This is a genomic window from Streptomyces sp. NPDC094448 (genome assembly GCF_044763775.1).
GTDB lineage: Bacteria > Actinomycetota > Actinomycetes > Streptomycetales > Streptomycetaceae > Streptomyces.
Genome location: NZ_JBIWGU010000001.1, coordinates 732,360 through 753,353 on the forward strand (window position 1 = coordinate 732,360; position 20,994 = coordinate 753,353).

Annotated in this window: 19 protein-coding genes; 9 read left to right on the forward strand and 10 right to left on the reverse strand. The window is 72.6% G+C overall.

Features of this window, described 5'->3' with window-relative positions; genetic code table 11:
• The first annotated feature begins 27 nt into the window (after positions 1–27).
• Positions 28–1,653, forward strand: coding sequence for an FAD-binding oxidoreductase (locus ACIQ9E_RS02985; RefSeq protein ID WP_403700945.1), 1,626 nt, complete (start codon positions 28–30; stop codon positions 1,651–1,653).
• Positions 1,654–1,856: 203 nt separating this feature from the next.
• Positions 1,857–2,114: a hypothetical protein gene (locus tag ACIQ9E_RS02990; RefSeq protein ID WP_403700948.1), complete on the forward strand. Its 258-nt coding sequence runs from the start codon at positions 1,857–1,859 to the stop codon at positions 2,112–2,114.
• Positions 2,115–2,132: 18 nt separating this feature from the next.
• On the opposite strand, the gene ACIQ9E_RS02995 is transcribed toward ACIQ9E_RS02990, so the two are convergent.
• The 7 genes from ACIQ9E_RS02995 to ACIQ9E_RS03025 form a co-directional block, all read right to left on the reverse strand.
• Positions 2,133–2,570 (reverse strand): YchJ family protein, encoded by a 438-nt coding sequence (locus tag ACIQ9E_RS02995; RefSeq protein WP_403700951.1) that lies wholly within the window; start codon positions 2,568–2,570, stop codon positions 2,133–2,135.
• Positions 2,571–2,602: 32 nt separating this feature from the next.
• Positions 2,603–5,947, reverse strand: a complete 3,345-nt coding sequence (locus ACIQ9E_RS03000; RefSeq protein WP_403700953.1) for an NACHT domain-containing protein — start codon at positions 5,945–5,947, stop codon at positions 2,603–2,605.
• Between the two features lie 181 nt (positions 5,948–6,128).
• Positions 6,129–6,686, reverse strand: a complete 558-nt coding sequence (locus ACIQ9E_RS03005; RefSeq protein ID WP_403700956.1) for a glycoside hydrolase family 25 protein — start codon at positions 6,684–6,686, stop codon at positions 6,129–6,131.
• A gap of 223 nt (positions 6,687–6,909) precedes the next feature.
• On the reverse strand, positions 6,910–7,575 hold the full coding sequence (locus ACIQ9E_RS03010) for an isochorismatase family protein (protein WP_403700958.1): 666 nt from the start codon (positions 7,573–7,575) through the stop codon (positions 6,910–6,912).
• Positions 7,576–7,635: 60 nt separating this feature from the next.
• A complete protein-coding gene (locus ACIQ9E_RS03015; protein WP_403700961.1) occupies positions 7,636–8,418 on the reverse strand; it encodes a sulfite exporter TauE/SafE family protein in 783 nt (260 codons plus the stop codon).
• Positions 8,419–8,672: 254 nt separating this feature from the next.
• The gene (locus ACIQ9E_RS03020) at positions 8,673–8,909 is read right to left on the reverse strand and encodes a DUF397 domain-containing protein (RefSeq protein WP_006345481.1); all 237 of its coding nucleotides are present in this window, start codon (positions 8,907–8,909) and stop codon (positions 8,673–8,675) included.
• On the reverse strand, positions 8,910–9,770 hold the full coding sequence (locus ACIQ9E_RS03025; RefSeq protein WP_403700964.1) for a helix-turn-helix domain-containing protein: 861 nt from the start codon (positions 9,768–9,770) through the stop codon (positions 8,910–8,912).
• Positions 9,771–9,896: 126 nt separating this feature from the next.
• Here ACIQ9E_RS03025 and ACIQ9E_RS03030 point away from each other — a divergent pair, with 126 nt between their 5' ends.
• A complete protein-coding gene (locus tag ACIQ9E_RS03030; protein WP_403700968.1) occupies positions 9,897–10,388 on the forward strand; it encodes an ATP-binding protein in 492 nt (163 codons plus the stop codon).
• Positions 10,389–10,651: 263 nt separating this feature from the next.
• On the forward strand, positions 10,652–10,945 hold the full coding sequence (locus ACIQ9E_RS03035) for a hypothetical protein (protein ID WP_130584730.1): 294 nt from the start codon (positions 10,652–10,654) through the stop codon (positions 10,943–10,945).
• 517 nt (positions 10,946–11,462) lie between these two features.
• Here ACIQ9E_RS03035 and ACIQ9E_RS03040 read toward each other — a convergent pair.
• Positions 11,463–12,446, reverse strand: coding sequence for a transcriptional regulator (locus ACIQ9E_RS03040; RefSeq protein WP_403700971.1), 984 nt, complete (start codon positions 12,444–12,446; stop codon positions 11,463–11,465).
• A gap of 341 nt (positions 12,447–12,787) precedes the next feature.
• Between ACIQ9E_RS03040 and ACIQ9E_RS03045 the strand changes: the two genes are divergently transcribed.
• From ACIQ9E_RS03045 to ACIQ9E_RS03055, 3 genes are all read left to right on the forward strand, one after another.
• The gene (locus tag ACIQ9E_RS03045) at positions 12,788–13,471 is read left to right on the forward strand and encodes a helix-turn-helix domain-containing protein (protein WP_403700974.1); all 684 of its coding nucleotides are present in this window, start codon (positions 12,788–12,790) and stop codon (positions 13,469–13,471) included.
• 127 nt (positions 13,472–13,598) lie between these two features.
• Positions 13,599–14,138, forward strand: a complete 540-nt coding sequence (locus tag ACIQ9E_RS03050; RefSeq protein ID WP_403701341.1) for a toxin-antitoxin system, toxin component — start codon at positions 13,599–13,601, stop codon at positions 14,136–14,138.
• A gap of 312 nt (positions 14,139–14,450) precedes the next feature.
• A complete protein-coding gene (locus ACIQ9E_RS03055) occupies positions 14,451–15,671 on the forward strand; it encodes an ROK family protein (RefSeq protein WP_403701344.1) in 1,221 nt (406 codons plus the stop codon).
• A gap of 193 nt (positions 15,672–15,864) precedes the next feature.
• On the opposite strand, the gene xylA is transcribed toward ACIQ9E_RS03055, so the two are convergent.
• Positions 15,865–17,031 (reverse strand): xylose isomerase, encoded by a 1,167-nt coding sequence (gene xylA / locus ACIQ9E_RS03060; RefSeq protein WP_403700977.1) that lies wholly within the window; start codon positions 17,029–17,031, stop codon positions 15,865–15,867.
• 165 nt (positions 17,032–17,196) lie between these two features.
• On the opposite strand from xylA, the gene xylB reads away from it, so the two are divergent.
• Entirely contained in the window at positions 17,197–18,693 is a 1,497-nt protein-coding gene (xylB, locus tag ACIQ9E_RS03065; protein WP_403700980.1) for a xylulokinase, read from the forward strand.
• 27 nt (positions 18,694–18,720) lie between these two features.
• Here xylB and ACIQ9E_RS03070 read toward each other — a convergent pair whose 3' ends face one another.
• Entirely contained in the window at positions 18,721–19,794 is a 1,074-nt protein-coding gene (locus ACIQ9E_RS03070; RefSeq protein ID WP_403700983.1) for an ATP-dependent DNA ligase, read from the reverse strand.
• 52 nt (positions 19,795–19,846) lie between these two features.
• Between ACIQ9E_RS03070 and ligD the strand changes: the two genes are divergently transcribed.
• Complete coding sequence (gene ligD, locus ACIQ9E_RS03075; protein WP_403700986.1) at positions 19,847–20,929, forward strand: non-homologous end-joining DNA ligase; 1,083 nt, start codon at positions 19,847–19,849, stop codon at positions 20,927–20,929.
• Positions 20,930–20,994 lie beyond the last annotated feature (65 nt).

Genomic DNA, 20,994 nt, shown 5'->3' on the forward strand with positions numbered 1-20,994 from the left:
GACCGGGGGCTTCCAGGTCGCCGCGGTGTGCTGGGTGCCTCCGCCCTGACGGCAGCGGGCACGATCCTCCCGTCCGGTTCCGCGCGGGCGGCAGGCCCGCACCCGCCGACGGCCCCCGAGGCCCCCCGGGTCACCCCCGCCGATCCGCGGTACGGCCATCTCGTCAGCCGCGGCGCCAACCGTTTCCGCGGCACCCCCGGCGAAGTGCGCCCGGTGGAGTCCACGGCACAGGTGGTCCGCTGTGTCCGGCAGGCGGTCCGGGACGGGCTCCGGATCGCGGTCCGCAGCGGGGGCCACTGCTTCGAGGACTTCGCCGACCACCCGGGGGTGCGGGTCCTCGTCGACACCGCGCGGATGCGCTCGGTGTCGTACGACCCGGAGCTGCACGCCTTCGCGGTGGAGCCCGGGGCCACCCTGGAAGAGGTGCACCGCCTGCTGTATCTGGGCTGGGGTGTGACCGTGCCCGGCGGCTACTGCCCCGACGTGGGGATGGGCGGTCATGTGCCCGGCGGTGCGTACGGCCCGCTGTGCCGGCTGTACGGACTGCTGTCCGACCATCTGTACGCGGTGCAGACGGTCGTGGTCGACGGCGGCGGACGGACCCGTGCCGTGATCGCCCGCCGGGATCCCGGCGATCCGGCCCGCGATCTGTGGTGGGCGCACACCGGCGGGGGCGGCGGTACGTTCGGCATCGCCACCCGCTACTGGTTCCGCTCACCCGGTACCACCGCGGCCACCCCGCCGGAGCGCCTGCTGCCGGTTCCGCCCGCGACCGCGCTCACCTTCAGCGCGCAGTGGGACTGGGGCGCGCTCGACGAGACCGCCTTCGTCCGCCTCGCCGACAACTACGGCCGCTGGGCCGAGCGGAACGCGGCCCCCGGCTCGCCCGCCGCCGCGCTGTACGCCGAGTTCTCGCTGGGGCGCCGCAGCGCCGGTGGCGGCCCGTCACTGTTCGGTCAGGTCACCCTGGACGGCCCCGAGGCCGGCCGGCTGCTGGACGGCCTGGTGGCCGCGGTGTCGGAGGGCACGGTACGGCCGGTGTCCGTCACCTCCCGCCGGATGCCGTGGCTGACGGCCGCCCTGCGCGGCTCCGGCGAGAACGCGGTCGGCGATCTCCGGATCAAGGTCAAGTCCGGCTATCTGCGACGGCGCTTCACGGCCCGTCAGCTCGCTGCCGTTCACCACCATCTGAGCCGTACCGACACCGCGGTGTACGGCAGCGTCACCCTCAACACCTACGGCGGGCAGGTCAACGCGGTCCGCCCGGCCGCCACGGCCGCCGCGCAGCGGGACTCCGTCCTCAAGCTCCTCTACCTCACCGCCTGGAACGATCCGGCCGACGACGCGGCGCACCTCGACTGGATCCGGGCGCTGTACCGCGATGTGTACGCGGACACCGGCGGAGTCCCGGCGCCGGGCGGCGACAGCGACGGCGCGTTCATCAACTACGCGGACAGCGATCTCGCCGACCCCGGGCTCAACACCTCCGGCATCGACTGGCAGACCCTCTATTTCAAGGACAACGCCGCCGCGTTGCGGCGGGTCAAGGCCCGGTGGGATCCGCTCGGGGTATTCCGCCACACTCTCTCGGTTCCGGGCCGCCGGTCCCCGGGGCGCGGCGGCTTTGGCGGTCAACTCCCCGACGTCGTATGATGATCAATTCGGGTGTGCGCTGCACATTGTCGTAAGGTATGTCGCCGGTACGGCCGATGGCACGGGCCCGGGCGGCGAGCTCCGCCGTGCGCACCGGCCGTACGCAACCCTCCCTCACACACCAGGCGCCGGATCACGCGCGGGCGAGGGGGCATTCCATGGGGCGGCCGGTGACGGCCGGAGCTGAAGAAGGACTGGACACCGTGACCGCGTCGCCGCTCGTTCCCGTACCGATTCCCGACCGTGTCGCGGCACTGATCGGCTCCTGTATGCCCGAACGGGTGCTGATGGCCGAGATGGAGGCGGACAGCGCGGCCCGGGAGATGGGGACGCTCCTCAGTCCGCTCCACGGCGAACAGGCGGCGGACCGGGAGCGGCTGCTGTCGGAGGTGGCTCGGGCGAACAAGGTGCTCGCGGCGTACAACCCGCGGTTGATGGTCCTGCCGGGCAGCGGTTACTGACCCCGGGCCGTCCCGGCGCTACTCGATGAAGGTCCCGTCGATGTACACCCAGGCACCGTCCACCCGTCCGAAGGTGCTGCGCTCGTGCAGTTCACCGCGCTGGCCCCGGTGGCGGTAGCGGGCCCGGAAGGTGACCGTGCCGTCGGTGTGGAAGGGGCTGCCGTCGGTGGTCGCGGTGATCTCCAGGCCCTCCCAGACCATCAGGGGGTCGAGTTCCAGCTCCGGCGGCCGGGTGGCCGGATGCCAGGTCCGCAGCAGATACCCGGTGTCCCCGGCGACGAACGCGCTGTAGCGGGAGCGCATCAGCAGCTCGGCGGTGGGCGCCTGGGCCTTCCCGGCGTGGAACCGTCCGCAGCACTCGCCGTAGGCGGCGGGCAGCCCGCAGGGACAGGGCGTGGCGGCGGTGAGCGCGCCGGGGGCGGGGGCGCGCCGGGGGCGCGCAGGTCGTGGGGCCATGGGTCCATTGTCGGGCGGGGGCGGGCGGGGGACTAATCGGCGGGGGTGCGGGGCGGGGCCTGGTCGGCGGGGGTGGTCAGCAGGCGGTTCTCTTCGATGAAGCGTTCCGCGCGGGCCGTGAAGGGATGCGCCGTGCCGTCCTGTGCCGGGGGCGGACGGTACAGGTCGAGCTTGCGGATCAGCAGGTCGCGGAGGAGGGCACGGGCCTGCGGCGCATGGGGCTCCTCGCAGAAGTCCATCACCTCTGCCCAGTCCCTGTGCTTCAGGTCCAGGAGCGCCTCGGCCACTGCCGCCCGGTAGCGGCGGAGGCGCTGGTGGGTCTCCAACCCGCGCAGGAGCACCCGGGCCCCGTGGATGTCGTCGATGTTCGCGCCGATGCTGTGGAGGTCGGTGAGCCGGAGCACCGTCGACGCCGGTATCCGGGCCACATCCCGCTCCAACTGGCGCAGGACGAGGACGCGGGCTGCTGCCCGGCCCGTGCTGTCGACGGAGATTCCGGCGCCGGGGTCCAGATATCCGGCGATCCGCCGGTACTCCTCCGCCAGCTCCTCGTCGTGTCCCTCCAGGCCGCCGAGCAGCACCAGCCTGGTCAGCCGGTGGGCCAGTGAGGTCGCGGGTCCGCCGCCGGAGCCGATGAACGTGGTCACCGCCTCCGGGAGGATCTCGAAGTACGGATCGGCGGCATGGAGCACGATGGCGTCCCCGGCGCCGCCCGAAACCACCATCTTGTGCCGTATCTGCCCGGGGCGGGAGCGGATGAACCCGAGGGCTTCCCCTTCCGCTTCACGGGCGTTCCGGTTGAACAGCCAGTTCACGTCCACCGCCGACGGCTCCGGGCCGTCTCCGTACGCCGGTTCGATCTCCAGGTCCTGCCGGTCGCCGTGCCAGGACTGCCGCAGCCGGAGCGCCATCGCGAAGTCCGTCCACTCGCCCTCCCGGAACGCGGCCCGCCAGAGCAGGGCCCTGCGGTGCCAGAGCGCCTCGGGCTTGTCGGCGCCGGGGAACAGTTCGTGGCCCTTGAGCCGGCCGGTGACATGGACCGTCAGCAGGACGATGTTCGCGGAGTAGAGGCCGTGCCGGGAGGAGGTGGCCCGGACCTCGGGGCGGTAGTCGGCGTAGCGGTGCTCGGTGCGGGTGCGGTGGTCGGTGAGGACGGTCAGCAGCAGTTCACCGAGCCGTTCCCGGTCCGGCCCGGGGATCAGGGCGATCCGGGATGCGGCGAAGCGGACGACCTGCCGGGAGGCGAGGGTGGCGTACGAGAGGAGGACGTACACCAGGTCGTCGTCGACTCGGGTACGGCCGACGGCGAGCGCCGGGCGGTGGCCGAGGAGCCCCTCCAGGAGCTGCACGGCGAGCCGGGCGACGAGGTACTCGCCGAAGGTGGCATGGAGGAACTCGTACGTCGCGAGCCGTTCCGCGTCGCGGTATGCCTGGGCGCGCTGGACGAAGAAGAACCGGCCGAGGGCGATCTCGCCCTGGTTCAGCGGTGCCTGGAAGTCGTCGCCCGCGGGCGCGACCCGGCCGAGGAGGGCGGCGAGATCGGCCTCCGCCTCCTGGGCGGTGAGCCACTGGCGGCGGCGGTTGAGCATACCGAAGGAGATCAGGGAGAGCCGTTGCAGCTCCTGTTCGACCCGGTCCGCCAGGGCGCGCCCGCCGATGCCGGGAGCGGACTTGAGGACCTCGCGGGTGGCGAAGGAGGTCAGCAGCTCCTCGTAGAGCGCGGCTTCGTCGAAGGGGGCCGTGCCGTCGGTCGCCCGCTGGAGGGCGTTTTCGGCGCCGTCGTACAGGGCGAGCATCAGCAGGAGCAGCGGCTGGGAAGCCAGCTCCCCGTGCCGGACGGCGACCTCCGCGGGCAGCGGGCTCAGACCTCGGGCCGCGAGGTAGTCGGCGTTGATCCGGTTCCACCAGCCGAGCCACAGCTCGACCTGTCCGGCGCTGAAGGGTTCGAGGCGGAGCGCGAGCGTGCCCTCCGGATAGCGGGGGCGGTCCGCGACGGCGGTACGGCTGGTGACCACCGCGTAGACCGGGCGGCCCTGATCGGCCTCGCGCTGCTGGAAGCGGGTGACGCGGGTGAGGAAGTCGGACTGGCTGACGCCGGTGGCCTGGAGGAGTTCGTCGTAGCCGTCGAAGAGGAGGACGGGTACGGCGTCACCGGCGGCGCGTACCAGCTCCGGCCAGGTGACGCGTTCACCGGTGGCGGCGCGGATCGCGTACTCGATCTGGTCCTGGACGTCGACATCGGTGGGCACCTCGCGCAGCAGGATCCTGACCGGCAGGTATCCGGCGGACGGCAGCCGGGCCGCGAGTATCTTGACCAGCACGGATTTGCCCGCGCCGGGCTGTCCGAGGACCACCAGCGGGGTCCGCGTGCAGGAGGGCTGGGTGAGCAGCGCGGCCAGGCATTCGGTGAGATCGGAACGGACCGGGATCCCCGACCACCAGTCCTCGTCCGCGGGTCCGGAGGGGCCGGGGACGACCTCGCGGAGCCGGAACAGGGGGTCGATATAGCCCTCGGCCAGGCTGGGCAGGGTCACCCCGGCGGGGGCGTTCCCCTCGGAGAGGATGGGCCGGTCGAGGGCGGCCCGGTAGCCCGTGATGAGGGCGGCGGCGGCATGGCGGGGGGCCGCGGCGGCACTCAGCCCGGTGAGCGCGGACTCGATACCGCTCAGGGACCGGCGGATGCTGCTGCGGGTGGCCTGGTGGTCGATCTGGCCGGACCAGAAGCCGAATTCGGGTACGTCCTGGGCCAGCCGGGCGTACAACTCCTCATAGCGGTCGGTGGCGCGCGCGACCAGCGTTGCGTCGGCCCCGCCCACCCGGCTTCTGGCGTCTTCGTCGAGGGCCTCGTAGAGCGCGAGACCGCGGACGAAGTCACCGAGGGCGTTCGAGAAGTCCGTGTAGCGGGCGCGGACCCGGACGAGGTTCTCCTCGTACGGCAGATGGGGCGCGGGCGGCCGGACCGGGTAGTCCACCAGGGCGCCGAAGAAGCCGGTGCCGGGCGGTGCGCCGTCGCCGGTGATCGCCACCTGCTCCCGGCCCGTCAGCTCCAGATCCTGGAGCCGGTACGGCAGTTCGGTCTCGCCCAGCGCCTCGAACCAGGCGGTGATGGTGATCACGGTGTGTGCGGCGACGATCCGGTCCGACCGGCCGGCCCGGTCGGCTTCGGTGAGTCCGCCGCGCAGCCCGGCCGTCAGATCGCGGCCGAGCCGCAGCACGCGCCCCTGGGCGTCGAGGAGATTGAGCACGGCGTCGCTGACGCCGCCCGTGGCGACCGAGAGCACGCCCCCGAGCGCCCGGTCCGCGGCGGCGAGACCGGCGCCGTCCCCGGTCAGAATCGCCACCGCGTCCCGGTAGTTGAGCTGCCGTCGTCCCCGCACGGATCCCCCGTCGATCTACCCGCCCCGTTGTCCGGGTCCGGTCTACCACGAGGCCGTGCGCTCCGCCGAACGTCTGCCCGGATCCGCCGCGTTGCCGGTGCCGACGACGCGGACCCGGGCGGGGCGGCGAGTGGCCGCGGGTTCTCGGCGAGCAGGCCGTCGGACGTCCTCGGTCGCCCGGTCAGCCGGTCGCCCAGGTCCTCAGGGCGGCGGTGGTAGCGAAGTTCGCCACATCGCGGTCGAGGCCGCCGGAGATCGCGTACTGGTGGAACACCCAGGCGTGTTGGATACGCGGCTGTCCCGCCGTGGTGACGTCCGCGATCCACAGCCCGTCGCCGCACCGGGAGGTGGTGTCGCGGTGCAGCCAGAAGTCGGTGTTGCAGTACAGCACCGTGCGGTGTCCGGGCCGCAGCCGCTGCACCTCGGCGAGGAAGGCGTCCTTCTCCGCGCAGCTCGCCGCGGTGCCGTCCGCGGTCGTCTCCCAGTCGCAGGCGAGGACGTCGCCGGGACGGCTGTCGGCCTGTGCGACGAAGTACGCCGCCTGGGCCGGGATCTGCCCCGGCCACAGGAAGTGGTAGAAGCCGACGACGGCACCCGCGTCGCGGGCCGTGGTGGCCTGCTTGGCCTGCACCGGACTGGTCCAGGTGTGTCCCTCGGTGGCCTTGACGAACACAAAGCCCAGCCCGCTCGCGTCGTAGGTCGGCTGAAACGCCGACACATCCACGCCCCTGACGGTCATGACCGCTCCTCTGCCCTTGGTCCGCTGCCCTGATCCGCGGTTCCTGTTCCGTTGGGGAATTCGGGAACCCCGTACAGGGAAACGAGGGGACGGCGCGGCTGGTTCGGTCGTCCGCCCGGCGCACGGAGACGAGCGGGATCGTACGGGCCGGTCCGCTCGGCACTCAGTGCCACCGGCGTACGCCATCGGGGGCACCGGGACACGGGTCCGGTGGCACCGCCGGCTACCGGCCGCCTCCGGGAGCGGTGAAGGCCACCGCGGCGGCCGAGGCCACGAACTCGGGGTCCGGGCCCAGGGTGTGTTCCGCGACCTTCGACACAACGGCCGGGGGCAGCTCGTCGAGGCCGTAGGTCGTATGGGTGTCGTGAGGCAGCACGACGCGCAGGCCGTGGTCCAGTGCGCCGCGGGTCGTCGCGGCGACGCACATCTCCGACAGCACCCCGGCGATCACCACACTGCGCACCCCGTGCCCGTCCAGCAGCGCGCCGAGGGCGGTGCCGTCGAAGCCGTCGTCGCTCTCCTTCGACACCACCGTCTCCCGGGCGGATTCGCGCACCGGGAGACGGAGCTGCCAGCCGGGCTTGCCCGGCTCGTCGGGTGCGCCCGTCTCACCGTCGTTCCGCAGATGGACCACGACGGCGCCCGCCGCTCGCGCCCGCTCCAGCAGCGCGCCCAGTCTCGCGGTCAGCCCCGGGGCGTCCGGCACGGCGTCCGGGCCGGTGAGGAAAGCGGTCTGGACGTCGACGAGGAGCAGGGCCTCGGCCGGGGCGGTCGGTACGTCCCGGCGCGGAACGGAATGCCACACCCCCGCCTGGACGAAGCCGCTCCCGGACGGCCCGGGTTGTGAGGGTTCCACCATGTCCGACACCACCTCGTGTTCGACGATCACCCCACCGTACGGGAACCCCGGCGGGCGGTGCGGGCCTGTGGACAACTCCGGATCCGCCGCTCAGGCCCACTGGTCGAACGCCATCCTCGCGACGAGCAGCAGCACCACCGTCAGCAGCACCCCGCGGACGAAGCCGTTGCCTTTGCTGAGGGCCATCCGGGCACCGACGGTGGCGCCGAGGAGGTTGAACACCGCCAGGACCGCCGCGAGCTGCCAGATCACCGCGCCTTGGTAGGCGAACATCGCCAGCGCGCCCGCATTCGTGCAGACGTTGACCACCTTGGCCGTCGCCGAGGCCCCCACCAGATCGAGATGGAGTACGGCGGTCAGCGCCAGCACCAGGAAGGTCCCGGTGCCGGGCCCGATCAGCCCGTCGTAGAACCCGATTCCGCCGCCGACCAGGACGATCGCGGCCACTGTCCGGGCCCGGGTCACCTCGGGCCGAGGCTCGTCGGGCGCACTGCCGAAGCGGGGCCGCAGCAGGACGAACGCGGCGACACCGAGCAGGACCACCATGATGACCGGGCGCAGCACCTCACTGCTGATCCCGGCGGCGAAGAAGGCCCCGGCCATCGACCCGGCGAGGGCGGCGAGACCGATCCGTACCGCCGTCCGCACGTCGATCGTGGCACGGCGCAGATAGGTCACCGCTGCGCCGGTCGTCCCGACGATGGCCACGGCCTTGTTGGTTCCGAGGACATGGGCGGCCGGGGTCTGCGGCAGCCCGAGGAGCAGCGCGGGCAGCAGCAGGAGTCCGCCGCCGCCCACCACCGCGTCGATCCAGCCGGCCGCGGCGGCGGCGAGAGCGAGCAGCACCAGTGTGGTCAGTGATATGTCGGGCACGGAGTGACCCTAAGAGATGGCTGCACCGGCCATCCGCCCCGCCCGGGGAGTGGACGCGCGCCGGGGGGTGTCCCCGCCCTGGAACGACGCACGACGCACGACGCACGACGCACGACGAACGGCGTGCGGGGCTGTCGCCCGCACGCCGTTGATCCGCCCGTTCCGCACGGGACGGTCCGCACTGTTCCCCTGCCCTCGCCGAGGGCCGCTGCCGCCGTCGACGGGCCGCGTACACCGTCGACGGGCGCGTCCGCTCAGGTCAGCAGGAAGTCCGCTTTCCCGGACTTGGCGCCCTGGATGAACGCGGCGATCTCCCCGGGTGTGTAGATCAACGCCGGACCGTCGGGATCCGCGGACTGCCGTACGGCCACCCGGCCGTCGGCCAGCTTCATCGTCTCGAAGCAGTTTCCGCCGTTCCCGCCGCTCCACGGCTTGTGCCAGCCCGCTTCGCCCAGCTCGGTGGCCGGCATGCCGTTGTATATGTGATCCATTCACAGCTCCTTGCGGAGATCGTTGAGGATCTCCTTCGTGCGTTGTGCAGTCGCGGCCTGGGCCGCCATGCGGTCCAGGACCTCAAGGTGCGAGGCGACCTCGGGGCGGGCGTCGAGATAGACGGCGCCGCTGAGGTACTCGCTGTACACCATGTCCGGGAGCTCGGGGACCGCGAACCGGAACAGCACGAACGGCCCGTAGGTGCCGGGGTGGTGTCCGGACGCGAACTCCGCGATCTGGAGGGTCACATGGGGCAGCTCGGCGCCTTCGAGTACTTTGTCGATCTGCTCGCGCATGACGCCGGGGTCGCCGACGGGCCTGCGGAACACGGTCTCGTCCATGATCACCCACAGCCGGGGAGCATCGGGCTGGAGCAGCAGGGACTGCCGCTCCATCCGCAGCGCCACATGGCGCTCGATGTCCTCGGGGTCGGTCTGCCCGATGGCGCCGCTGAGCATGATGGCGCGGGCGTAGTCCTCGGTCTGGAGCAGACCGGGGACGAAGTGCGGCTCGTAGGCCCGGATGAGGCTGGCTGCCCCCTCCAGGCTCACGTACATGCTGAACCAGCCGGGCAGGACGTCGTGGAAGCGCTGCCACCAGCCGGGCTTGTTCGCCTCCTCGGCCAGTTCGATGAACCCGCGCGCCTCCTCCTCGCTGATGCCGTAGGCGTCCAGGAGCAGCTGGACGTACGGGATCTTCAGCGCGACCTCGGCGGTCTCCATGCGGCGAATGGTGCCCGCGGCGACGCGAAGGACCTTGGCGGCCTCCTCGCGCTTGAGACCGGCGCGCTCGCGCAGATCCTGCAGGCGCTTGCCGAGAACGACCTGCCCCACCGTGGGGGCGGACCGCGGTTCACTCACTTCGAAGACCTCCCCACGTGCTGGTGCGAGCAGTGTGCCACGCACTCAGTGTCGCTGAATATGCCCACTCTGAAAAGTTCACAGTGACCCTTGCCAAAATGTCGATTGCAGCGCGACAGTGTTGGTGTGAACCACGACACGCGCCATGTCCCCCTCCTGGATCCGTGCTCGGAGGCCGACCACCATCGGTACGGCTTCGAGGTGCCGGCGCGCGTCGAGTACGTCTCCAGAGCCCGCAGGCTCACCCGTGACCGGCTCCGCTGCTGGGGTATCGGCGGCGATACGCACGACACCGCGATGCTGGTGATATCCGAGCTGGTGACCAATGCGGTGGTGCACAGTGGCAGCCATCTCGTTGCCTGCGAGCTGCTCAACGACGTCGAACATCTGCGGATCAGCGTGCGGGACCAGGGCTGCGCGCCCTCGGGGCCGCACGTCTGCCATGCCCGGGACGCGGAGGAGCGGGGGCGGGGCCTGCTGCTCGTGGAGGCGGTCTCCCGCGCCTGGGGCGCGCACTCGGCCCTGTACGGCTCGGGCCGGACCGTCTGGGCCGAGCTGGCCCATGCGAGCATCCCGTACGGAGTCTCCTTCCCGCGGGGTTCGGAGGCGCAGTGCTGAGGCATTCCACGGCCCTCCGTGCGGACGGCCACGGGAGCCTGCGCAGCAGGATCGTCACTCATGGCCACCATGATCCCCACGGCCCCGGGCCGGACCGGAACCGGGGCGCCGGTCCGCTGCGGACGCCCCGCCGGATCGGCCCGGTCGCTCCGGCCGGCGGGATGCGGGCCCGGTCCGTGGCCGCCCCCGCGATCTCACCGGTGATTGCCACGGATCCGGCCGACGAGCCCCCGGCCGAAAGCCGGACGGATAGGCTTCCGCGCATGTCGGAAGCCAATTCGGCCCCGGAACGACAGGGGCTCACACCACGCCAGGCACGCCGGGTCCGGATCGTCCTCTCCACGGTGATCATGGCTCTGGTGGGAGCCGTTCTGGCCCTGCGTCTCGGCAGTACGCACTCGGTACTGACGATGGGCTTCTACGGTGTCGCGCTGATCATGTCGGGCAGCGCACTGGTACTCAGCAAGGCCGGACGGACCAGAGTCGCCACGGCGGTCCTCGGCGCCGGGGTCGCCCTGGTGCTCGCCGCGGAATGGGCCGTGGCTTCGCTGCGATGAACCGTCCCGGGCGACGACGGCGCCCGGGGGCACACGGTGAACCGCAGCGGACGGGGGGAACGGGGGAAATGGGGAAGGGGGAGAGGTCCAGGCCCCTGCTTGGGGAAGACGGGGGCCTGGACCTCGGAGAAACAGCGGGAACCAAGCGCCCTGTCCACGCGGCGGACGCCGGACGGCACAGGGCCCGGCGAGCACCGAAGGGTCCGCCTACTCGGCGAGCGCCCGGTGGACTCCGGTCCGGACCGCCCCGCCCGGCGGGCGCGCACCACTGCGGCGGGGGGCTGCTGAGGCATGCGGGTCATGTTCGCGGCCGGGCCCGGCCGTGACAAGGCCCGAGCCCTGCGGAACGTCCAATTCCGGTTTTCTCCGGTCCGGGAGACGCCCCATCAGGGCCGGGGGCTCTCCCGTACACCTTGCGGAACATCCGGGCCGGCCGCTTCAACCGTTCCGGTGCATGCGCCCCTCCGTCGCCGGATCAGGGGGCGCACCGGACTGCTCGGCGCGCCCCCTGATCCGGTCAGGCGCCCCCGACGGCCCGCAGATGGGGCCTGGCCGCCCTGCGCCGGGCCTCCGGGGCGCCGGGCGTCGGCGTCCGCTGCTCGCGCAGCACCATCGTCATCCGGGTGAAGCCGCAGTCCTCCAGTGTCGCCGGGGTCTCGTCGACGATCCGGCATTCGGCCCGTCCCCAGCGCGGGTCGGGGTGGTACACCGTCCTGACGGCACCGTCGTGGTGGACCGCGGCGGCACCGGTGGCCCGCACCCAGTGCGGCAGCCCGCACCGGTAGGCGGCGTCCATGATCGGGTCGTCCTCGATCTCCTGGCGAATGGCCTGAAGCACGCTGTCGTCGGCGTACCGCTCCAGCGCCGTCTCCAACTGCGCGAGCAGCGGCAGACACCAGCCGGTCTCCCGGTCGCCGAGGACGGCGCCCGCGTCGGGGTGGAAGAGCACGAACCGCAGGAAGTTCTGGTCCGGCATGGCCGTCGGATGGAGGCTCACGTCGCGGAAGAGTTCCTGGTACGCCGGGTTGGCATGGGCCACGTCCCAGCGCCGGTCGAAGAGCACCGACGGCAGCGGCACCGCGTCCATCATGACCGCGTAATCCCGCAGATAGGCCTGGGTGGCGGGGTCGCCGGGCGGTGCCGGCGCGGCGGCCTTCGGCAGCGAGGTGGTGGACGGCGGGAAGGGCAGCAGCGGCCCGACCGGGGTCCGGCGCGGGAAGGCGGCGCCCGAGGGCCGCGCGGGACCCAGCGGAAGGACGTCCTTCTTGCGGGCCGGCGGTGCGTGCACCGGCGCGGGCATCTCGCGGTCCACCGCGAGCCGGAACAGCCAGCCGCCCTGCTGGTCCGTCATCTCCAGCGCCTTCACCAGCGCATGGAGCCGCTCCTCGGACCATTCGTTGGCCGGAGTGCGCTCCCAGGAGCCGTACGTCCGGGTGCTGATCTCCAGCCGCGCCGCCACGTCGGCCACGCTGAGCCCCAGCTCCTCACGGCGCCCCCGCACCAGATCGGCGAATCTCCTCGCGCGGAGCGTGCCGCGGCCTCCGGCCGCCGTGCACCCCCGACGCCCGTGGACACCAGGACGGTCGGCTCCCGTCTCATGTGTCATCGAGAACGCCACCCTTCTCGAATTTCCCGCTGCGGCGGCGTCTGCTGATCTTCACCCCGCCCCGCGATCCTGCTCCTGCACGGCAGATCATGTCAACTATCGTGGCATTCCGCGCCCCCGACCGTAGGATTCTCGCCACAGATGTGGCAAAAGCTGGTTGCCCGGCTCCGGAACAGTTAATCTCCGGGCAGCCAACTGTGTGCGGAGCCCTCTCGCGTGATCTAGGAGACCTACTGGTGACAGACGGCTTCTCGGTTCCGGGTCCGGCAGCCGCTGACACTCTGGCGGCGTCGGTGGCCCGGGTCGCCGAACTCGCGGACCGCCTGGGAATGAGCCACGGCGGGGTCTTCGACGTCCAGCAGCTCTCGGAGGCCTCCGGTGTCCCCGCCGAAGTGGTCGCCGCGCTCCTCGACGGGCGCCCGGCCGGGGAGCCCGATCTCCAGGCGCGCTTCCTGCAACGGCTCGACCTGCTCCGCTCCACCCGGCTGAAGCCGAACGGCCGCCGCCACACGCAGCAGGAGATCGCGGACGGCGCCGGGATGTCGCGGCAGCAGGCGGGCGCCCTCATCAACGGCGACCGCCGCCCGACGATGGAACACTGTGACGCGATCCAGCGGTTCTTCGGCGTCCATGCGGGCTTTCTGACGGCCGAGGACGCCGAGGCGCTCAACGGCGCCCTGCTCCGTACCGAACAGAAGCTCCTCAAGGACTGGTCGGGCGACGGCGATCCGCTGGAACGGCTCCTCCTCGACCACGGTGTCCGCGGGATCGCCTGGCGCGCCGCCCAGTTGCCCACCGACAAGCACCGCGACAAGGTGACCGAATGGCTCGACATGCTCCTGGAGAGCGTCAAGCCCACCCGCGCGAGCGAATCGGCCGATTCCGGCGCCCCCGGCGGCGCGAACCAGACGGAAACGTGACTTCAGCCCCGGCCCCCTTCCGCGCGACGATAGGGAGTACGGAGCCGGTGGCGACGCCGTGCGAACACGGCCGTCGGCGACGGGAGCCGTCCGGGAGGGGAGGAGAACGGTGAGCATTGGCAAGCGGATGCGTCGGCTCTGCGGCGAGCTGGTCGGTGCGATCGACCTGCCCGCCCCCGCCGCCCGGCCCGACGACCTCTACTCGGCGCTCTGCCAGGCGATGAGCGCCCACCGCGGCCGTCCGGTCCGCTACCGTACGGCAGCCTTTCCCGCGGGTACCGCCAGCGGGCTCTGGCTCGACATGACCGACCAGGATCTGGTCGTCATCGAGGAGCGCACCGCCCCGGCGCACCAACTCGTCATCCTCGGCCACGAGCTGTGGCATATGGAAGCGGGCCACTGTACCCACCACGTCGACGGCGCCGCGGTCGCCGCACGTCTGCTCTCGGACGAAGCGGACCTGCGGGACACCGTCCTCCGGGTCGCCGCGCGCACCGGCTTCGACCAGGCCGAGGAGAACGAGGCGGAGAGCTTCGGCGTCCTCCTCGGCAGCCGTTGCCGCACCTGGCTGGCCGGTTCCGGGTCCGCGGCCCGCGGCCCGCGGCCCCGGGACGGTCTGGCCGGCCGGATCGAGGCGTCCCTCGGTTACCGCGGACCCCAGGGCTGACGCCGTATGGACGAAACCGCGCGCGCCGCGCGGGCCGATCACGCCGAGCGTCCTGAGGAGCGTCCGCCGACCCCTCCGGCTGTTCCCACCCATCAGCCGTCTCCGGCGGCCCCGGCCACGGACGGGTGCTGTGGGGATCCACTGTCCGCCGGTCCGCTCCGACCGGCGGCGGTCACGGCGCCGCGGTCCGCCCCCGACCGGCCCCCTGCCGCCCTCGGTACGGCCCAGACGCCCGACCCCTTCAACGCGGCCGCGGCTCCCCGCCCCCGGCCTCCCGCCGGGCGTCCGGCGCCGGGTCCCGGCCGTGATCCGCTGGAGCCGAAAGCGGGCCGGGACACCGTACGGCGCCACAATCTGAGCCTGGTACTGCGCGCGGTGCGCGACGCCGGGGAGACCACCCGGGCCGGGATCTCCGCCCGGGTCGGCCTGACCCGGGCCGCCATCTCCTCCCTCGTCGAGCAGTTGCTGGAGGCCGGATTCCTCTCCGAGTCCGGGAAGACCTTCAGCGGGCACGCGGGCCGGCCGGGCACGGTCCTCAAAATGGCCAGAACCGGGGTCGCCGGACTCGGCGTCGAGATCAACATCGACTATGTGTCCGTCTGCGTCGTCGACCTGGCCGGAACCGACCGGGTCCGGCTCGTGGAGCACCTCGACAATCGCGGCGGCGCGCCCTCCCGGGTGCTGGCCAGGGCCGCCAGGATCGCCGCCCGCGCGCTGGCCTTCGCCGACGAGCAGGAGTTGCGCCCGGTCGGCGCGGCGCTCGCCCTGCCCGGTCTGGTGTCGTCCGGTACGGTCCGTTCCGCGCCCAACCTCGGCTGGAGCCGGGTGCTCGCCGAGAACCTGTTCGCCGAGGCCCTCACCGCCCAGCGCCCGCAGCGGGCCGCGCTGCCGGTGCGCGCCGAGAACGAGGCGAACCTCGCCGCGCTGGCCGAACTCTGGTTCGGCGGTCTCGGGGACGTCCGGACGTTCCTGTACGTCAGTGGGGAGATCGGGGTCGGCGGCGCGCTGGTGCTCGGCGGCGAACTGCTGCGCGGGGCACACGGTTTCGCCGGGGAGATCGGGCACGCCGTGGTGGCACCGGACGGCCCCGAATGCCGGTGCGGGTCCCGTGGCTGTCTCGAACAGTACGCGGGCCAGGCGGCGCTGCTGCGGGCCGCCGGCCTGGACGAGTCCGACGGCGCGAACGCCGTCTCCGAACTGATCCACCGGGCCCGGACGGGCGACGAACGGGCCCTGCTCGCCCTGGCCCGCGGCGGCACCATGCTCGGCCGGGTGCTGTCGGGAGCGGTCAACCTCTTCGACCCGGACGCGGTCGTCCTCGGCGGTATCTACCGCCCGCTGAGCCCATGGCTCGCGCCGCCCGCCTCCCGTGAACTCTCGGCCCGGGTCGTGTCCGGTCTCTGGCCCGCGGCGGCGTCCCGGCTGCGCGCGGCGTCCCCGGCGACGGACGCGGTCCGCGGCGCGGCGGCGATGGTCGTCCAGGACGTTCTGACGGATCCCCTCGCCTACGGCCCGCGGGCGTCCACGGGCTGACGCGGGATCCGGAGCCGGCGGGCTGAAGGCCGGGCGGGGGATCCGGAGCGGACAGGGCCGGCGCGGGCCGCGGAGTCCACCGGACGGCGCCGGATCCGGAACCGGTCCTCCGGTCCTCCCGTCCGCCGGGCGGCGGGTTCCCGGCCGGTGGAAGCCGGGCCGCCCACCGCCCCGGGCGCGATCGTACGGCTGCCTACGCCGTGCCGAGGAGATGGTCCAGCGCCAACTGGTCCAGCGCCTCGAACGCCATCCCGCGTTCCGCCGCCGCCTCCGCGTCGAAGTCCTCGAACGCGGTCCGGTCCGCCAGCAGCCCGGCCAGGCCGTCCGGCGCGGTGGGGACGGCCAGTTCGTCGAGGCGGGCGGCGCGCAGCGCGTCCCGTACCCGCGGATCGGCGCGGAAGGCCGCAGTCCGGGCCTTGAGGACGAGATAGTTCCGCATACAGCCCTCGGCGGAGGCCCAGACCCCGGCCGCATCCTCGGTGCGCGGCGGTTTGAAGTCGAAGTGCCGCGGGCCCTCGTAGCCCGCCGACTCCAGCAGGTCGACCAGCCAGAAGGCCGAGCGCAGATCGCCCGCGCCGAAGCGGAGGTCCTGGTCGTACTTGACGCCGTTCTGCCCGTTGAGGTCGATGTGGAACAGCTTCTCCGCCCAGAGCGCCTGGGCGATTCCGTGCGGGAAGTTCAGCCCGGCCATCTGCTCGTGGCCGACCTCGGGGTTGAGCCCGAACAGCTCCGGGCGTTCGAGGCGTTCGACGAAGGCGAGGGCGTGCCCGACGGTGGGCAGCAGGAGGTCGCCGCGGGGTTCGTTGGGTTTGGGCTCGACGGCGAAGCGCAGCGGGTAGCCCTGTTCGGTGACGTACTCGCCGAGCAGGTCGAAGGCCTCCTTCAGCCGGTCGAGCGCGGTCCGGACGTCCTTGGCCGCGCCGGACTCGGCCCCTTCGCGCCCGCCCCAGGCGACATAGACCGTGGCGCCGAGCCGGGCCGCCAGGTCGATATTGCGGATCGTCTTGCGGAGCGCGTACCGCCGTATGTCCCGGTCGTTGGCGGTGAACGCGCCGTCCTTGAACACGGGATGGGTGAAGAGGTTGGTGGTGGCCATGGGGACGACGAGTCCGGTCTCGTCCAGGGCGGTGCGGAATCGTTCGATCCGGCGCTCGCGTTCGGACTCGGGGGCGCCGAAGGGGATCAGATCGTCGTCGTGGAAGGTGACGCCGTAAGCGCCGAGTCCGGCGAGGCGGTGCACGGTCTCTACCGGGTCGAGGGGCTGCCGGGTCGCGTCCCCGAAGGGATCGCGGCCCTGCCAGCCGACCGTCCAGAGGCCGAAGCTGAACCGGTCGTCGGGGGTGGGAGTGAACTCGGTCATGGCGCTGACCACCTCGGATCGCGGGCTGCCGGGTTTTGTTTGTACTGCTGACTAATGATGCCCACAGCCATGGATTTCTTGAAGACCCTCAACACCTGTTGGTCGAACCGGGGTTGCCGTATTTTGTTTGCCGCGACTCCAAATCAGAAGCTGAGAGGTGTGGCGATGCCCGCTCAGGCCGTTGTCATCGGCGTTGACAGCTCGACCCAGTCGGCGAAGGCGGTGCTGGCCGACGCCGCCACGGGCCGCACCCTCGCGGTCGGCCGGGCCGCGCACGAGGTCACCGGCGAGGCCGGGGCCCGGGAGACCGATCCGGAACTCTGGTGGCGGGCGCTGTGCGAGGCCGTCGCACAGGCGCTGAAGGATTCGGGGGTACGGCCTTCGGCGGTCACCGGGATCGCGGTCGCCGGCCAGCAGCACGGGCTGGTCGTCCTCGATGCACAAGGGCGCCCGGTCCGGCCCGCAATGCTGTGGAACGACACCCGCTCCGCGCCGCAGGCCGCCGCGCTGGCGGGGGCGCTGCCCGGCGGGGCGCGGGAGTGGGCGCAACGGACCGGTTCGGCGCCGGTCGCCGCGCTGACAGCGGCGAAGTGGCGGCTGCTGACGGAGCGCGAACCGCGCGCCGCGGCGGCCGCGGCCGCGGTCCGCCTTCCCCACGACTACCTCACGGAGAAGCTGTCCGGGGTCGCGGCGACGGACCCGGGCGACGCCTCGGGCACCGGCTGGTACGCGACGGCGACCGGCGGCTACGACCCGGAGATCCTCGGACTCCTCGGTCTCGACGCCGGCCTCCTGCCCGAGGTCGCGCCCACCGGCGGCACCCGGATCGGCTCCCTGCGCCCCGCCGCGGCCGAGGCTCTGGGCCTTCCGGCGGGGATCGCGGTCGCGGCGGGCACCGGCGACAATATGGCGGCGGCGGTGGGACTCGGACTGGGCGGTACGGGCCTGCTGGACCATCCCGTACTGAGCCTCGGCACCTCCGGCACGGTGTACGCGGCGACCCGCTCCCGGCCGGTGACACCTGCTCTCTCCGGCTTCGCGGCCACGGACGGTACGTACCTCCCGCTGGCCTGCACCCTCAACTGCACGCTCGCCGTGGACCGGATCGCGGCCCTGCTGGGCCTGGGCCGGGACGCCGCCGAGGCGGGCGGGGGCGTGGTGCTCCTCCCGTACCTCGACGGCGAGCGCACCCCCGATCTCCCGGAGGCGGCCGGGCTGCTGACGGGCCTGCGGCATACGACGACCCGGCAGCAGATCCTGGGCGCCGCCTACGAGGGAGCGGCGGTGACCGTGCTCCGTGCCCTCGACGAGGTCCTCACCGCCTGCGGCCTCGACCCGGCCGCCCCGGGCCCGGCGTCCCTTCCCCTGCGTCTGATCGGCGGCGGCGCCCGGGGCCGCTACTGGGTGGAGACCGTTCGCCGCCTCTCCGGCCGCCCCCTGCTGATCCCCGCCGACGCCGACCTGACGGCCCTGGGCGCGGCGGCCCTCGCGGCGGCGGCCGCCACCGGGGCGGACCCGGTCACGGTGGCCCGTACCTGGTCGGCCGGATCCCCGCCCGCGGTGGAACTCCCCGCGCTGGACCGCGATACGGAGACCTGGGCCCGCGTCTCGTCGGCGATCGGCGCCCTGACCCGGGACGAGGGCACCACGGGCACGGGCTGACGCCCACCCCTCCACCCCGGCGGTACTTCAGCCGGATCCCGCTTCCGACAGCACCTCCGACAGGTCGTAGCCGACCGGCTCCTCCAGCTGTGCGTAGGTGCAGTCGGAGGGGGAGCGGTCCGGCCGCCAGCGGCGGAACTGGGCGGTGTGCCGGAACCGGGTGCCCTCCATATGGTCGTACGCCACCTCCAGTACCCGCTCCGGCCGCAGCGCGGTCCACGACAGGTCCTTCTTCCCCGTCCAGCGGCTGACCGCCCCCGGCAGCCGGGACGACTCATGGGCACCCGCGTCCGTCCACGCGGCCCACGGATGGGCGTCGGCCGGGTCCATCCGCAGCGGTTCCAGCTCCCCGACCAGCTCCTCCCGCCGTTTCATCGGGAACGCGGCACAGACGCCCACATGCTGGAGCGCCCCGGCGCCGTCGTACAGGCCGAGCAGCAGCGAACCCACCACGGGACCGCTCTTGTGGAAGCGGTAGCCCGCGACGACCACATCGGCCGTCCGCTCGTGTTTGATCTTGAACATCAGCCGGGCGTCGGGCCGGTACGGCAGGTCGAGGGGTTTGGCGACGACACCGTCGAGCCCGGCGCCCTCGTAGCGGTCGAACCAGACCTCCGCCAGCTCCCGGTCGGTGGTGGCGGGCGCCAGATGCACCGGCGGCCGGGCCGTCCGCAGCGCTCCGGCGAGCAGCGACCGCCGCTCCGCGAGCGGGGTCTCCAGATGGGAGACGTCCCCGAGGGCCAACAGGTCGAAGGCGACGAAACTCGCCGGGGTGCGCTCGGCGAGAGTCCTGACCCGGGATTCGGCGGGGTGGATGCGTTCGCTGAGCCGGTCGAAGTCCAGCCGGCCGCCGTGCACGATCACGATCTCGCCGTCCACCACACACCGCGGGGGAAGGTTCTCCGCGAGCGCGGCCACCAGCTCCGGGAAGTAGCGGGTGAGCGGCTTACCGGTGCGGGAGCCGATGACGATCTCGTCGCCGTCGCGGTGGACCACGGCCCGGAAACCATCCCATTTGGCCTCGTACTGCATATCGGGCGGAATGGTCTTCACGGACTTGGCCAGCATCGGTTTCACGGGCGGCATCACCGGGAGGTCCATAGGGGGATTGTCCGGTATGCGGGGAAAGTCGGCTCGGCATACCCTGACGCACATGGCCGGCCGAGCGTTGGAACTGGAAGTGGGGGAGCGGACCGTCAAGGTCTCCAACCCCGACAAGGTCTACTTTCCCGAGCGCGGATACACCAAGCTGGACATGGTCCGCTACTACCTGGCCGTCGGCGACGGCATCACCCGCGCCCTGCGGGACCGGCCGACGACCCTGGAGCGTTACCCCGACGGAGTGACCGGCGAGTCCTTCTTCCAGAAACGCGCCCCCAAGTATCTGCCCGACTGGATCCCCACGGCCCATATCACCTTCCCCAGCGGCCGGTCCGCCGACGAACTGTGCCCCACCGAACCCGCCGCCGTGGTCTGGGCCGCCAATCTGGGCGCGGTCACCTTCCACCCGTGGCCGGTGCGGCGGGCCGATACCGAGCACCCCGACGAACTCCGCATCGACCTCGACCCGCAGCCCGGCACCGACTACGAGGACGCGGTGCGCGCCGCCCATGAACTGCGGGACGTCCTCGACGGCGTCGGACTGCGCGGCTGGCCCAAGACCTCCGGCGGACGGGGGCTGCACGTCTTCGTCCCCATCAGGCCCGACTGGACCTTCGTCCAGGTCCGGCGGGCCGCCATCGCCTGCGGCCGGCTGCTGGAGCGCAGGATGCCGGACCGGGTCACCATCAAATGGTGGAAGGAGGAGCGCGGAGAGCGGATCTTCGTCGACTACAACCAGACGGCCCGCGACCGGACCATCGCCTCCGCCTACTCCGTCCGGCCCCGGCCCCATGCGCCGGTCTCCGCACCGCTGCGCTGGGAGGAGATCGACGATGCCCGCCCGGAGGACTTCGACATCATGACCATGCCCGGACGGTACGCGGAGGCGGGCGACGTCCACGCCGATATGGACGACCACCGGTTCGGTCTGGAGGCGCTGCTGGAGGCGGCCCGGAAGGACGAGGCCGACCACGGGCTGGGGGATCTGCCGTATCCGCCGGAGTATCCGAAGATGCCCGGGGAGCCGAAACGGGTCCAGCCGAGCCGGGCCAGGAAGAAGACGGCGGCGGACGAGACGGCCGTGGACGAGACCGCTGCGGACGGCACCGCGACGGACGAAGCCGCGGCGGAGTAGGACCGGCCGGTGCGGGAAGCCCGCCCGGAACGGGCCGTGGGCCCCTCCCGGCGGGAGGGGCCCAC